General features: G+C 63.0%; 15 protein-coding genes and 1 pseudogene. 11 read left to right on the forward strand and 5 right to left on the reverse strand.

What is annotated here, in order from left to right:
- The first annotated feature begins 28 nt into the window (after positions 1-28).
- Together ACVWVY_RS00175 and ACVWVY_RS00180 are read left to right on the forward strand one after the other, a co-directional pair.
- The gene (locus tag ACVWVY_RS00175; protein WP_456624511.1) at positions 29-466 is read left to right on the forward strand and encodes a cupin domain-containing protein; all 438 of its coding nucleotides are present in this window, start codon (positions 29-31) and stop codon (positions 464-466) included.
- A 128-nt stretch (positions 467-594) separates the two neighbouring features.
- Entirely contained in the window at positions 595-999 is a 405-nt protein-coding gene (locus tag ACVWVY_RS00180; RefSeq protein WP_456624512.1) for a DUF4864 domain-containing protein, read from the forward strand.
- Here ACVWVY_RS00180 and ACVWVY_RS00185 read toward each other — a convergent pair.
- Entirely contained in the window at positions 996-1,415 is a 420-nt protein-coding gene (locus ACVWVY_RS00185; protein WP_456624513.1) for a hypothetical protein, read from the reverse strand. The two genes, ACVWVY_RS00180 and ACVWVY_RS00185, sit on opposite strands and share 4 nt — an antisense overlap.
- 37 nt (positions 1,416-1,452) lie before the next feature.
- Complete coding sequence (locus tag ACVWVY_RS00190; RefSeq protein WP_456624514.1) at positions 1,453-2,688, reverse strand: MFS transporter; 1,236 nt, start codon at positions 2,686-2,688, stop codon at positions 1,453-1,455.
- Between the two features lie 154 nt (positions 2,689-2,842).
- Here ACVWVY_RS00190 and ACVWVY_RS00195 point away from each other — a divergent pair, with 154 nt between their 5' ends.
- The 7 genes and pseudogenes from ACVWVY_RS00195 to ACVWVY_RS00225 all read left to right on the forward strand — a co-directional run bounded on the left by ACVWVY_RS00195 (position 2,843) and on the right by ACVWVY_RS00225 (position 8,535).
- Positions 2,843-3,274: a hypothetical protein gene (locus ACVWVY_RS00195; protein WP_456624515.1), complete on the forward strand. Its 432-nt coding sequence runs from the start codon at positions 2,843-2,845 to the stop codon at positions 3,272-3,274.
- A gap of 81 nt (positions 3,275-3,355) precedes the next feature.
- Complete coding sequence (locus tag ACVWVY_RS00200) at positions 3,356-3,652, forward strand: hypothetical protein (RefSeq protein ID WP_456624516.1); 297 nt, start codon at positions 3,356-3,358, stop codon at positions 3,650-3,652.
- Between the two features lie 11 nt (positions 3,653-3,663).
- Positions 3,664-5,089 (forward strand): annotated as a pseudogene (locus tag ACVWVY_RS00205) (TolC family protein).
- Positions 5,090-5,101: 12 nt separating this feature from the next.
- Entirely contained in the window at positions 5,102-6,475 is a 1,374-nt protein-coding gene (locus ACVWVY_RS00210) for a multicopper oxidase domain-containing protein (RefSeq protein ID WP_456624517.1), read from the forward strand.
- A 59-nt stretch (positions 6,476-6,534) separates the two neighbouring features.
- Complete coding sequence (locus ACVWVY_RS00215) at positions 6,535-6,996, forward strand: cupredoxin domain-containing protein (protein ID WP_456624518.1); 462 nt, start codon at positions 6,535-6,537, stop codon at positions 6,994-6,996.
- Between the two features lie 46 nt (positions 6,997-7,042).
- Positions 7,043-7,345 (forward strand): copper-binding protein, encoded by a 303-nt coding sequence (locus tag ACVWVY_RS00220; RefSeq protein ID WP_456624519.1) that lies wholly within the window; start codon positions 7,043-7,045, stop codon positions 7,343-7,345.
- A 131-nt stretch (positions 7,346-7,476) separates the two neighbouring features.
- Positions 7,477-8,535, forward strand: a complete 1,059-nt coding sequence (locus ACVWVY_RS00225; RefSeq protein ID WP_456624520.1) for an AI-2E family transporter — start codon at positions 7,477-7,479, stop codon at positions 8,533-8,535.
- Between the two features lie 264 nt (positions 8,536-8,799).
- Here the strand turns inward: ACVWVY_RS00225 and ACVWVY_RS00230 are convergent, their stop codons facing one another.
- A complete protein-coding gene (locus ACVWVY_RS00230) occupies positions 8,800-9,642 on the reverse strand; it encodes a GNAT family N-acetyltransferase (protein ID WP_456624521.1) in 843 nt (280 codons plus the stop codon).
- 285 nt (positions 9,643-9,927) lie between these two features.
- On the opposite strand from ACVWVY_RS00230, the gene ACVWVY_RS00235 reads away from it, so the two are divergent.
- Positions 9,928-10,353: a hypothetical protein gene (locus ACVWVY_RS00235; RefSeq protein ID WP_456624522.1), complete on the forward strand. Its 426-nt coding sequence runs from the start codon at positions 9,928-9,930 to the stop codon at positions 10,351-10,353.
- A gap of 433 nt (positions 10,354-10,786) precedes the next feature.
- On the opposite strand, the gene ACVWVY_RS00240 is transcribed toward ACVWVY_RS00235, so the two are convergent.
- On the reverse strand, positions 10,787-11,068 hold the full coding sequence (locus tag ACVWVY_RS00240; RefSeq protein ID WP_456624523.1) for a hypothetical protein: 282 nt from the start codon (positions 11,066-11,068) through the stop codon (positions 10,787-10,789).
- Positions 11,069-11,463: 395 nt separating this feature from the next.
- On the opposite strand from ACVWVY_RS00240, the gene ACVWVY_RS00245 reads away from it, so the two are divergent.
- Positions 11,464-11,694, forward strand: coding sequence for a hypothetical protein (locus ACVWVY_RS00245; RefSeq protein WP_456624524.1), 231 nt, complete (start codon positions 11,464-11,466; stop codon positions 11,692-11,694).
- A gap of 331 nt (positions 11,695-12,025) precedes the next feature.
- Here the strand turns inward: ACVWVY_RS00245 and ACVWVY_RS00250 are convergent, their stop codons facing one another.
- Positions 12,026-12,568 (reverse strand): hypothetical protein, encoded by a 543-nt coding sequence (locus ACVWVY_RS00250; protein ID WP_456624525.1) that lies wholly within the window; start codon positions 12,566-12,568, stop codon positions 12,026-12,028.
- Positions 12,569-13,131: the final 563 nt, after the last annotated feature.

Below are 13,131 nucleotides of genomic sequence, written 5' to 3' on the forward strand. Positions count from 1 at the left end.
CGTCATCGGCAACCAAAAGGAGCGATACATGCGCAGCCATCTCGTCCCGGGCATCATCCTGCTCGCCAGCCTCGGCGTCGGCGCCAGCCATCCGGCATTGGCGCAACAGCACGGCGCCGCGGCACCCGGCATCGCCAGGCCCAACATGGTGCTGCAGCAGGTCGTCGAGGGGTTGCCCACGGACGACAAGCAGACGGTGCGGGTCATGACCGCAACGTTCAAGCCGGGCGACAAGACCGTCTATCATACGCACCGTTTTCCGGTGACGGTCTATGTGCTGGAAGGCGCCTTCACGCTCGAGCTCGACGGCCGCCCGCCGCTCACGGTCAAGGCCGGCGAAGCGCTGGTCGAGCCGCCGAAGGTGGCGATGACCGGCTACAACCGCAGCGCCACCGACACGACCAAGGTCGTCATCTTCTATGTCAGCGCCAACGACACGCCATTTCTCGACATGATGTCGCACTAGGCGAGGACTCCCCGAATGGGCTCGCGCGCGGAATCGGCATCGACGCCGCGAACCGTGATTTGCGCGCCCTTTCCGCCAGGTGTAACTTTTGGTCCCGCAGTGCCCGCGCGACCAATCGGGAGCATCTCATGCGTGTCCTTGTCCTGCTTCTTGCGCTCATGCTCCATTGGGCCACGCCGGCATTCGCCGACGACGTCGCCGCGGCGCAGAACGTGATCCGGGCGCAGGAGCAGGCGTTCAGCCGCGACGACGCCACCGTGGCCTATTCCCATGCTGCGCCCGAGATCAGGCAGCTCTTCCCGCAGGCCGACATCTTCATGCAGATGGTGCAGCAGGCTTACACACCTGTCTATCGCCACAAGAGTTTTGAATTCGGCGAGGCGCGCGCGGCCGGCGGCCGGATCGCCCAGCGCGTCCACATCGTCGACGACAATGGCGAAGCCTGGGAAGCGATGTATACGCTCGAGCAGCAGCCGGACGGCAGCCTGAAGATCACGGGATGTTCACTGCTGAAGGCGGGACAGGCGGTCTAGCCGGGCTGGAAGAATTTGCCGAGGAAGTCGGCGGCCTGGTCCGAGATGCCGACGATCTTGTTCGTTGCCTGACGATAGAATTTGAAGTTGAGTTCGGTCTGGGGTTGACCGTCATTCCAGTCGCGGAATCGTTTGAGTTCGCTCCGCCCCAGCGGCCGCTTCGCAAGCGCGGTGCGTCTGATGGCGACGCTCACACGCGGCGTTTGCCTGGCAATCCCGCGCTTCTTCGCCATCGCCTTGGCCGAACTGACAACGCCGCGCGCGATCAGGCCTTGCCCACCCTCGTTCTCGCTCGCGAACACGAAGACCGTGTCGCCTTCGGCGATATGCTTGCCGCCATACATCGTCTTTTGCGCGACAAGCGAGAACGCCTTCGCGCGCGGATCGGGGATTTCGGCTTTGATCGCGAACGCCATGATCCCCTTGTCGCGGCGAAAGTTCCTGGATCGGCCCTCACGCCATCGCCAGCCGCTGCCGTGCGCGCATCAAAAGCAAAAGCATGACCGCAATGTTCAGTGCATTCCACGCCAGCCCGTTGGCAAACGCCGCGGTGTAGGAGCCGGTGGCGTCGAAGATCGCGCCTGAGATCCAGCCGCCGAACGACATGCCGAACACGGAGGCGAAGATCACGATGCCGACGCGTGTCGCGGCTTCGGAGGCCGGCATGGCCTCGCGCACGATGATGGCGTAGCTCGGCACGATGCCGCCCTGAAACAGGCCGAACATCGCCGAGATGATGTAGAGCGAGGTCAGGCCGTCAAAGAACAGATAGAACAGCAGCGCGGTGCCCTGCGCCACCGAACCGATCAAAAGCGTGCGAATGCCGCCGATCTTGTCGGCGAGGAAGCCCGAGCCGATGCGGCTGATGATGCCAAAGCCGAGCATCAGCGACAGCATTTCGGCGCCACGCGCCACACCATAGCCGAGATCGCCGCAATAGGCGACGATATGAACCTGCGGCATCGACATCGCCACGCAGCAGGCAATCGCCGCAAGCGACAGGATCACCGTCAGCGCATTGGTCGAAAGACGCAGGTCGACGCGCGGCGGCGGCGCATTCTGATGGTCGCGCCGCACGCCCGCTCCCATCAACGTCCGCAGGCCGATCAGCGCCAGCGTCATCGCTACCGCCGTAAAGATGCCGAGCGCGATGTGGGTGTTGCGCCAGCCCATGGTCTCGATGCCGTGATTGACCAGCGGCGGCCAGATCGCGCCGCCGATGTAATTGCCGCTGGCGGCAACGGCGACCGCGAGCCCGCGATAGCGATCGAACCAGTGCGAGGCTTCCGCCATCAAGGGTCCGAACGTGGCCGACGAGGACAGCCCGATCGCGAAATGCACCAGGATGAATTGCCAGATCGAGGACGACATTCCCGCGACGATATAGCCCAGGCCCAAAATGCCGATGCCGAGCCCGATCGCGGTGACGATGCCGTAACGGTCGGTGATCTTGCCGGTCAGCACCGCGCCGGAACCGAATCCGAGCATGAGCATCGTGAACGCCAGCGAGGCGGTGCCGCGGCTTGCGGCGAACTCGGTCTGCACCACCGGAAGTGCAACCACCACCGACCACATGCCGACGCTGCCGAGCGAGCCGATCAGCACGGCCACGGCAAGCCGCAGCCATGCCCGGCGCGAGTCGGGAACGAACAGGTCGGAATCTCGGGTGAGTTCGGAAGAAATTACCACGGCCGGCGCAACTTCGTAGGCTATTCGCCCAAGGTCAAGCCACATTGCCGCGATATTGGGCATGCAGATGTGGTGGGACAGCGTCCATCGCCCCCTTGGCGAAATCAGCTGACGGCATTAGGTTGCCGCCATGTTCGTTCGCTTGACGAGGCCAATGCGCGCCAAAGCGGGGTGGTTCATCGCCCTGCTCTATCTGTTTTGCGTGCTCGCGCCCGGCGTGGCGCTGGCGGCCGGCGACGCCGTCTCGTGCCTCGGGCATCAGGTCGGGAGCGACGCCGCCGCGCATGTGCATGAGGGAGCTCAGCCGCAGCCCGCGGCCTCGCACCAGCATCATGCGATGCAAGCGGATCAGCATGCGATGCATCACGCCGATGCCGGCCACGCCATGCCCGGGCACGCCAAGCATCCGCACGACGGCAAGGGCTCCACGGGACCGTGCTGCGCCATGCTCTGCGTTTCGGCGATCACGGCCAACCTGCCTGCCGTCGCAAAGCCCTCGCAGCCAAGATCGGTTTGCGTCTCCGAGACCTTTCAGCGCCTGCCGGGCGAGGCGCCCCCTCTGCTCTACCGTCCCCCCATCGCCTGATCTCTGACGTAACGACGTGGGGTATCGCGCGACGAGCGCGCGCATGCCCGTGGTCCATCGACAGATCGGGGATTTCATTCAATGTCTGCGCAGTATGGGGCGTGGTTCGCCGCCGTTGATTCGGCGCGCGAGCGCCAATCCGTCTTCAATTCAGTGATACGCGGTGCCGTCATCGCGCTAGCCATCGCTGCGAGCGGCTGCACGCCCGCGACAACGCGCGTGGCCGACGCCGATCCAGCGGATCCCGGTGCGCGAGCCGCCGGCGTCGGCTACCGCTCGACAATCGCGCCCTACACTTCATTGCGCCCGTCAACGCCCGCGCCCTGGCGCGAGCGCAACGACAGCGTCACCCCCAAGCCCCGGCGGGAACAGCCATGAGCATCCGTTCGATGTGGCGCACGCGAATCATCGCCTTGCTGCTGACTTCAGGCTTCTGCCTGTCGGGATGCGCATCGTTTTCACCTGACAGCGGCATGAGCGTCGTGTCCGACGTCGCCAGCCAGACCATCGGCAAGGAAGTCGCCTTCGTGCGCTCGGCCGACGATTCCGAGCGCGCCAGCGGCACGGTGCGCCGCCTGCTCGGCCGCCCGCTCACCGCCGAGACCGCGGTGCAGATCGCGCTCCTTGGCAACAAGGGCCTGCAGGCCGCCTATAACGAACTGGCGCTGGCGGAAACCCGATCTGGTCGCGCAGAGCCTGCCGCCCAATCCGACGTTTTCGATTTCCCGCATCTCGGGCAATGGCGCCAGCGAAATCGAACGGCAGGTGGTCGGCGACATCCTTGCGCTCGCCACCCTGCCGTTCCGCTCCGAGATCGCGCGCGAACGGTTTCGCCAGGCGCAGTTGCGCGCAACGCTCGAAACGCTGCGACTCGCCGCCGAAGTTCGGCGGACTTATTTTCGCAGCGTTGCGGCCAATGAGATGGTCGTCCTGCTCTCCGACGCCAAATCGACCGCCGAGAGTACGGCGCAGCTCGCCAAGAAGCTGGGCGAGACCGGCGCGCTGAACAAGCTCGATCAGGCCCGCGAACAGGTATTTTATGCCGAAACCACCGCCGACCTCGCCAGCGCGCGCCAGGAAGCGACCAGCACGCGCGAGCGCCTGACGCGGCTGATGGGCCTGTGGGGCGACGACCTCGGCTTCCGGCTGCCCGACCGGCTGCCGGCGCTGCCGCGGCATCCGCGATCGTTGCCGACCATCGAAGCCGATGCGGTCGGTCACCGCATCGACCTGCAGATCGCGCGCATGGAGCTCACGGCGCTGGAAAAATCGCTCGGCCTGACGCAGGCGACGCGTTTCGTTACCTTGCTCGACGTCGCGGGGATCGCGAAGCGCACCGCCGATCCGGACACGCCGCCGTTCCGCGAACGCGGTTTCGACGTCCAGTTCCAGATTCCGATCTTCGACGGCGGCGAGGTGCGCGTCCGGCAAGCCGTGGAGACCTACAACCAGGCCTTCAACCTTCTGACCGAGAAAGCTGTCAACGTGCGGTCGGAAGCCCGCGACGCCTATCGCGTCTACCGCTCGGCTCACGACATCGCCAGCCACTATCAGCGCGAGATCCTGCCGCTTCGCCAGATCATCACCGAGGAAATGCAGCTTCGCTTCTCCAGCATGCAGATCGACGTGTTCGCGCTTCTGACCGAAGCGCGCCAGCGGCTCGCCTCGTTGCGCGCGGCGATCGACGCCCGGCGCGCCTTCTGGCTGGCGCAATCCGATCTGCAGACCGCCGTCAACGGCGGCGCCTCGGGTGGCGCAAGAGAGAATCCAACGACCACGGCCGCGGCGGCGCCGGCGGCCGCCGCCGCGCACTGAAGGAGATCAACCATGTTTTCACGCAGAGGATTTCTTGGCACCGCCGCCCTCGTCGGCGCCAGCGCCGTCACCGGCCGCGTCCAGGCCGCCGCCATTCCCGAAGCGCCCACCATGGACAAGGCGGTGATGCAGCCGCCGCTGCATCCGACATCAGGCCCCGACTATCGCCCGGTGGCGACGCTGAACGGCTGGTCGCTGCCGTGGCGCATGAATGGCGACTGGAAGGAATTCCACCTTGTGGCGGAGCCGGTGGTGCGCGAATTCGCCGAAGGCATGAAGGCCAATCTATGGGGTTATAACGGCCAGGCGCCGGGACCGACCATTGAGGCGGTCGAGGGCGACAAGGTGCGCATCTTCGTCACCAACCGCCTGCCCGAAGCCACCACCGTGCACTGGCACGGCATGATCCTCCCCTGTGGCATGGATGGCGTCGGCGGCCTGAACCAACCGCACATCCCGCCGGGCAAGACTTTTGTCTACGAGTTCCAGCTCAAACACAGCGGAACGTTCATGTACCACCCGCATTCCGACGAGATGGTGCAGATGGCGATGGGCATGATGGGCATGTTCGTCGTGCATCCGCGCGATCCAAAATTCCGCCCCGTCGACCGCGATTTCGTCTTCGTGATGTCGAGCTATCTGATCGACCCCGGCACGTACCTGCCGAAGGTCAACGAGATGACCGACTTCAACATGTGGACCTGGAATTCCCGCGTCTTCCCCGGCATCGATCCGCTGCCGGTGCGGCTCGGCGACAGGGTGCGCGTGCGCATCGGCAACCTCACCATGACCAATCATCCGATCCACCTGCACGGCCACAAATTCGTGGTGTCGTGCACCGACGGCGGCTGGATTCCGGAAAGCGCGCAATGGCCGGAGACCACCACCGACGTTCCGGTCGGTGCCATCCGGGCGTTCGACGTGCTGGCCGATAACCCCGGCGACTGGGCGTTCCACTGCCACAAGTCGCATCACACCATGAACGCAATGGGCCACGACATGCGCAACTTCATCGGCGTGTCGCAGAAGGATCTCGCCAAGGCGGTCGGCAAACTCGCGCCGGACGCGATGGTGATGGGATCGACCGGCATGTCGATGGGCAACATGGAGATGCCGGCGCCCGACAACACGCTGCCGATGATGACCGGCACCGGCCAGTTCGGCCCCATCGAAATGGGCGGCATGTTCACGGTGATGAAGATCCGCGAGGGACTCGCGCGCGACGATTACAGCGATCCCGGTCCCTACAAATTTCCTCCGGGTACGGTGGCTTGGGAAGTCGACGCGCCCGCAGCCGCGCCGGCGCGGCAGGAAACGCCGGCGACTTCGCCGCCGGCGACGAAGGATAAGGATCACAAGTCCATGCACAAGGGGATGAAGATGTAGCGAGTAGCCCGCGATTGCCCGAACCGACGACGCTTGAATCAACAACGAGAGAACAACCAATGAAGAACATCACGAAGGCCGCCCTGGCGCTGACTGCACTTGTCGCGCTGCCGCCGTTGGCGAACAGCCACGACAAACACGCCCACGAAACCTGGGCGGCCGGCGAGCCCGGCAATCCAAAAATGCCCTCGCGCACCATCGAGGTCGAAATGAGCGAGATGGAATACACGCCGTCGCGCATCGAGGTGAAGCGCGGCGAGCAGATCCGCTTCGTGATCCGCAATGCCGGCAAGGAAGATCACGAATTCCTGCTCGCCACCACGGAAGAAAACCTGAAGCACGCCGAGGACATGAAGAAGCACCCGCATATGGAGCACGACGACCCGAACGGCGTGCGGCTGGCGCCGGCGAAATCGGCCGAGATTTTGTGGAAGTTCACTCACGCCGGCACGTTCGAATATTCCTGCCTGATCCCCGACCATCGCGACTACGGCATGATTGGCAAAGTCACGGTGAAATGAATGACCGCGAAGTGAAGCGAATACTGCAAGCTTAAAGGAGACAAAAATGAACAAACCAATTCACACCCTGGCGGCCGCGATGCTCGCCGCGATCTTGTCGCTGTCCACCGCAACCGCGCAAGGCAACGCCGTTCAGGGCGAAGTCAGGAAGATCGACGAGGCTGTCGGCAAGGTCACCCTCAAGCACGGCCCGATCAGGAATCTCGGCATGGACGTTGGCATGACCATGACCTTCCGCGTCAAGGACCCCGCGATGCTGAGGGAAGTGCAGGTCGGCGACAAGGTCGAGTTCGAGGCGGAGCAAGCCGCATCGGGATACACCGTGACGAAGATGCAGAAGAGCAACTGACGGACGAAACCGCAGGGTGGGCAAAGCGTGAGCGTGCCCACCCTACACTCCCAAAGCGCAAAATCCGCCAATCTCGACATTGCGGCACGAAGCCGTAGGATGGTTCGAGCAAAAGCGAAACGGGACAGGCCGTGCAAAGAATCGAACATCAAGGCTTTCTGTTGCTGCTCACGGCCGTCACCCTGGCGTTTGCCTGGGTGCTGTATCCGTTCTACGGCGCCGTTCTCTGGGCGGTCGTCGTAGCGGTGCTCTTCGCGCCGGTCTATCGAAGGCTGCTGCAATCGATGCAGGGCAGACCGAGCCTCGCGGCCGGGCTCACTGTTCTGATCATCATCGCCATGGTCATCCTGCCGCTGGCGGTGATCGCGGCTTCGCTGGTGCAGGAAGCGTCAGGCCTTTTCGCGAAGATCCAGTCTGGAGAGTACAATTTCGGCAGCTATCTGCAGCGGGTACTCGACGCCCTGCCGGCCTGGGCCACCGGATTGCTCGAGCGGCTCAACCTCGCCGATTTTTCGGCGCTGCGCGAAAAGCTCACCTCCGGCCTCATGAAGGGCGGCCAGGTTCTCGCCCCGCAGGCGCTGAGCATCGGGATGAACACGTTCGATTTCGTGATCCGTCTTGGCATCATGCTTTACTTGCTGTTCTTCCTGTTGCGTGACGGCAGATCCCTGGCCGAACGGATCAGGGAGGCCATTCCGCTGCGCGGCGAGCAGAAGGCGGCGCTGTTCGCCCGGTTCGCCGACGTCGTTCGCGCCACCGTGAAGGGCGGCATCCTCGTCGCGATGGCGCAAGGCGCGCTCGGTGGCATCGCGTTCTGGTTTCTCGGAATCCACGCAGCCCTGCTATGGGCCGCGCTGATGGCATTCCTGTCGCTGATCCCTGCGATCGGCGCCACGCTGGTCTGGCTTCCGGTCGCGATCTACTTCCTGGCGACGGGGTCCATCTGGCAGGGCATCGGATTGATCCTGTATGGCGTGCTCGTCATCGGGCTGGTGGACAATCTTCTGCGCCCCTTCCTGGTCGGCAAGGGCTCCAAGCTGCCGGATTACATCGTGCTGATTTCCACGCTCGGCGGCATCGAAGTGTTCGGCCTGAACGGTTTTGTCGTCGGGCCGTTGATTGCCGCGATGTTCATGGTGAGCTGGGAAATATTCGTCGGATCGCGGGCCACGTCAGGGGATGACGTCTAGCAGTCTGCGGCCGTGCGGCTTCCTGCAGGCATCAACGATGGAACCATCGGCTTCATCGGGCTGCGACCCGCAGCAAAAGTGCTTTCTCGGGCGGATTTTCCGATTTCAATCCAGGCGTTCCCAGCGCAAACGCCGTCACGAGCAGCAGGGTGCTTGCGCAGATGATATGTAGCCAGAAACGATCCATCGGCATTAACAAGCGAGTGCGCGACCCGTTCCGTGGGAACTGATCGTGGTACATTAATCCTGAACGATCGCGGGAACCTACCCCAATTCAAAACTGGTGACGCCGAACACCCGCTCCAGCCGCAGCGGCGGAATCGCGCCGGTATACATGCGGGCCGTCTCGAACACCGGCGCGAGCCCAAAATCCTGAGCGAGCGCGATCGCCACGCGGTTGATGCCGGGCACATCCAGAAAAATCTCGCCGCCGCCTACCCTGGCGAGCAAGGCCGACAGCACCGCTTCGGCGCTGGCGCGGTCGTCGGCCACCAGCGGGCCGATCTTGAAACCGCTCCGGCACGGCCGGATCACGCCCCAGCCGGCAAGCCGGCCATCCCGCACCAGCGCGCAACCGACATGCGAAGGCGCGCCGATCCACGCACGCAGGAACGCAGACCGCGGCGCCGGAAACACCGTCGCGTCATCCGCCTCCACTGCCGCAACCGGGACGTCGGACAAGGCAATGACGCCGGCTCGCGGCGCGGCGGGCGCCGCAACCGTGCCGCCGTAACGGACATTGGCGTAAGCAAGCCGAAAGCCGGACTTTCGATAATTGTCCTGCTGCGCCACCACGCCATCGAGCCCGATCACGCGTGGGCCGGCGTGCGCGATGGCCGCATTCCATATGCGCAAGCCGTAGCCGTTGCCGCGCAGATCCGCCCGCACGATGTAGAAGCCGAGAAAGGAAAAGTTCGCATCGTAATTGACGCAGGAGACGATCGCGGCAGGCCTGCCATCGAGCTCTGCGATGAGGAAGCCTTCCGGATCGACGGAAGCAAAGCAGACGTCGTCGGCGAGGCCCGGATTCCACCCCTCGCCCGCGGCCCAGTCCACGGCCAACGAGATTTCATCCGGCCGCATTGTTCGAACGATGAGAGCGTCCATTAGCGGGCGGTCCTTTTCGAATGTGTGACTTCACCCGTCATGACGAAGAGCGAACGACTTGTCCGCCGTTGCTTGCCAGAGCGAAGGCGGAAGCAGGCACGCGGAAATTACAATTGCGTGACGGTGTACTCGATTGCGCTTACGTCTGCGTGCTCGACCTTGGGATATGTGCACAGTCCAGAAATGGCACACTTCTTCGCGCAGAATATCATTGCGCCCTCCGAATTGTTTAGCGAAAATTAATCATATGCTGGCTGAGGGGCTGCATTGTTGGAGGCGACACACATGTACCGATCATCGCTCACGCTGGCCTTCTGCGTCCTGTACTCGGCGGCAGGCGCGGCCAGCGACCTGTCATCCGTGTACGTGGCGCCCGGCGGAATCTACGCGCCTTCCGCCAACGTCTACGTGCGTCCCGGACCGGCCTATCGGCCTTACGCCGAACCCGGTTACGGATATCGGCAGCCCTCTTACGTGGACCCCGCCTATCGCGCACCGGCAGCGGTCTATGGCGACTATGAACCGCCCTACGCGGCGCGGCCGGTCTATGTCGACCGCGCGCCCGCCTATCCCGAGCGTTACTACGCCCGCGAGCGCTACTCCGCGCAGGAATACGACTATGAATATGCACCGCGGCCGCCGCTGCCCGTGCCCTACCGTGCGCGGGCACGATGCGTCGACGACTATGGCAGGTCGGCCTACTGCGATTGAAGCACGCAGGATGGGTGGAGCGACTAGTCCGCCGCAGCTCGCCAGGGCGGAGGCGGAAGCGATAGCCATCATCTCCATGTCATCAAAGGTGAGAGGTCGCGCCGCGCTGTACTCCACCGCACTGCGGAGGAGTCCTCACCTTTGAATGACGTTTGCCACTTTTTCCCAACCTCTTATCATTTGTTAAGGCAGGCGGCGCGCGCCGGCGTGTACCTGTCCAGGGAAGCGAAATTATACTTTGCGATTGATTGTAACCTGGGGCGCCGCTGGATCGTAAGGTCGGCGGCCTTTCGCTGAGCTGACGAGCATGACGCAACACGATATCCCGTTCGTGGTCTCGCTGATCTGGCTGGCCGCACTCAGCGGCGGACTGATCTTCCTGCTTCTTGCGTGAAGGTGGCGGGGGCCGCTTGGCGCGGGCTCGCATCGCACATCACGGCTTCAAATCGTCATGGAGGCGGCGGCGTTCAAACGCCTCCCGCAAAATTGCGGTCACCTTGCGATCCAGGACTTCAAGACGGTCGCGAAGCTCCAGCTGCTCGTCCGATATGACCCGCTTAACGGTGACCTCAACGATGGCAGACAATACGTAACAGACGAACGCTGCCGCGAGAATCGAGGAGACCAGCGGTCGAAAGTCAGGAGCCGCGTTCCAAACAGTAAGACCTGCAACGGCGGCCGCCATCCAGATGACGACCTTGAAAAATGTTTTCATTAAAGTGCTCCGGCAAAAGCTCGTGCCGTCCACTTCCAATTGCCCTGCCTCCAATAGGGTGAGGCCGTACATCAACAATCGATTTTCAGGCACGCGGTTCCCGTAACTAAAACTGCGTTCTGCTGGAACCATTCAGGCAGCGGCCGACAGAAACGACTCCGGTAGCGCGCTTGCCCGCAAGACCATTTATGGATGCGTTCGTTTCGGCGGCTTTCGGTAACCATCCCCCACGGGAAACTCACGACATCGGGAACAAGTGGCAATGGACCTGCGTTTGATGGATGAGGGCAGCGGATGAGGAGGAAACGTACATGCCCGTTCTTTTGCTCTGGGCCGTCCCGGCCGTGATCGTTGTCGGCGGCGTCGGCTATTATTTGGTTCACGTTGTTCACTAGATGAAATTGCCAGAGGGAAGAAAGGCCCGGGTCGGAACGCCGGCCGGGCTTTTCAGACCGCCGTCGGAAGGACGTATTGCAATGGCAGACAAGCGTGCTTTGAAATTGATTGGCATCGTGTTCGCCGCTTTGACCATGATGGTTATCTCGACGGCGGCTGTCATGGTGGCCGGCCACGCCGCGAGCGGCGTCAATGGCGAATATGTCAAATTGGTCGACCTTCATGACTAGTTCGCGGGAATGGCTCATGCAATGCGCAAGCGCAATGGTCCTTCTCGCCTTCGCTACGGGCATGTGGATAGCAGGACAACGCTTCCTTCAGCACGGGGCCAGCAAACGGCCCGCGCCTGTTTCGACCATGGAATCGGCATTGCCTTGCGGCGATCTTGCTCTGATCAGCGATAATCGAATAGAGGCTTCACGTCGGAAGGTTACTTGTCGACGCACGTGAAGCACACCTGCAGCGACCTCGATAATCCCGCGCAGCCTTTTCCGGGTCAGCACGTCAGCATATGAACCTTGTCGAGTTTGCAATTCGCGCCCCTCAATTTGGAGGCGTTAACTACGTGCCTGGCGGGCGCGGCCCTTGAAATTGGATTCCGCACTTCTTCGCGATAGAGGCTTGCTCAACGGCTACCATCTGCCCCTTCATCTGGGACAATTCCGCTGCCGTCTGTTTGTCTCCGCCGACGAAGAAAGCTGCTGGCCAGAAGATCACGATCGCAGCCGCAGTGGCGACGCCGTCTTTTGTGCGCTGGCTGTCCTGGGCGCCCGACAACGTAGCCGCCCTCGTCGAGATCGCTTGAGCCTCAAGCGCAAGCTGCTGGCATGTGTATGATTGGTACGCAACCGGCGAAACATACGCGGGTGCAATATCCGCAGCGGAAGAAGCGCAGCCCGCCAGCGCGGCACCTAGCACCACGATTCCCAAATTTCGCATTTTTGAAATTCCCCCCGTCCCACCCAAGCGCAACCGACGGTCGAGAGCAAGCCCGTAGACATACGGGCGTCCCCGATGGCGGTGGATATCAACGCAAGTGGAAAGACGCCGGCGAAGCGCTTCCGGTGACATCGTCTTCACCACCGGAGATTCGCCAAGCTGCAAGTCCGAAGCATGCCGTCAGCATCAAGGCCGCCACGAGCAGAAGCATGCAAGATAACTGGCTCACGCCTTGGCCCCCGCAAACCAAGCTGATTATCGCGCAAGCGAGCACGGTTCACCGAGTCGGAAAATACAGTCGGGTTGACCTAAGGCGTATTTGCGGTGGACTACGGTCGGGGGCCAGCGTGTCCTGCAGCACAAAGCGCGAAGAGACGAATTTCCCCAGGCCAATCAACATGATTTGCCCGGTCCAGCCCTCGCTGCAAAAATAAACCCCTTCGCGCGAGCCCCAAATCAGTCCTAGAACTCCGCCCGTTCCCAGCCCGCCAAGAGGGGCGTATCGCGATCGTCACGGACGTTGGGCAGGGAATGCGGTGGACGCGGCAGCGCCCGCTGCGCTGAGGGATCGCAGGGCGGGCTTTGGCCTGTGAGCGATCGGCGGCGCGGCAGACGAGCGGCACTGAAGCGTACGGCAAAACCGTGTGGTCCTGGCGCCCGTGGCTGGCGTCAAATCGGCGGAGGCGTTGCGAACCCGACCGGGCGCGCAACACCGTCAATTCGTCGAT

The sequence above is a fragment of the Bradyrhizobium sp. URHC0002 genome (assembly GCF_054059515.1).

Coding starts and splice junctions, on each gene's coding strand:
- ACVWVY_RS00235 (WP_456624522.1), top strand. CDS start 9,928: ATGTACCGATCATCGCTCACGCTGGCCTTCTGCGTCCTGTACTCGGCG.
- ACVWVY_RS00185 (WP_456624513.1), bottom strand. CDS start 1,415: ATGGCGTTCGCGATCAAAGCCGAAATCCCCGATCCGCGCGCGAAGGCG.
- ACVWVY_RS00215 (WP_456624518.1), top strand. CDS start 6,535: ATGAAGAACATCACGAAGGCCGCCCTGGCGCTGACTGCACTTGTCGCG.
- ACVWVY_RS00195 (WP_456624515.1), top strand. CDS start 2,843: ATGCGCGCCAAAGCGGGGTGGTTCATCGCCCTGCTCTATCTGTTTTGC.
- ACVWVY_RS00180 (WP_456624512.1), top strand. CDS start 595: ATGCGTGTCCTTGTCCTGCTTCTTGCGCTCATGCTCCATTGGGCCACG.
- ACVWVY_RS00220 (WP_456624519.1), top strand. CDS start 7,043: ATGAACAAACCAATTCACACCCTGGCGGCCGCGATGCTCGCCGCGATC.
- ACVWVY_RS00210 (WP_456624517.1), top strand. CDS start 5,102: ATGTTTTCACGCAGAGGATTTCTTGGCACCGCCGCCCTCGTCGGCGCC.
- ACVWVY_RS00230 (WP_456624521.1), bottom strand. CDS start 9,642: ATGGACGCTCTCATCGTTCGAACAATGCGGCCGGATGAAATCTCGTTG.
- ACVWVY_RS00240 (WP_456624523.1), bottom strand. CDS start 11,068: ATGAAAACATTTTTCAAGGTCGTCATCTGGATGGCGGCCGCCGTTGCA.
- ACVWVY_RS00175 (WP_456624511.1), top strand. CDS start 29: ATGCGCAGCCATCTCGTCCCGGGCATCATCCTGCTCGCCAGCCTCGGC.
- ACVWVY_RS00245 (WP_456624524.1), top strand. CDS start 11,464: ATGAAATTGCCAGAGGGAAGAAAGGCCCGGGTCGGAACGCCGGCCGGG.
- ACVWVY_RS00200 (WP_456624516.1), top strand. CDS start 3,356: ATGTCTGCGCAGTATGGGGCGTGGTTCGCCGCCGTTGATTCGGCGCGC.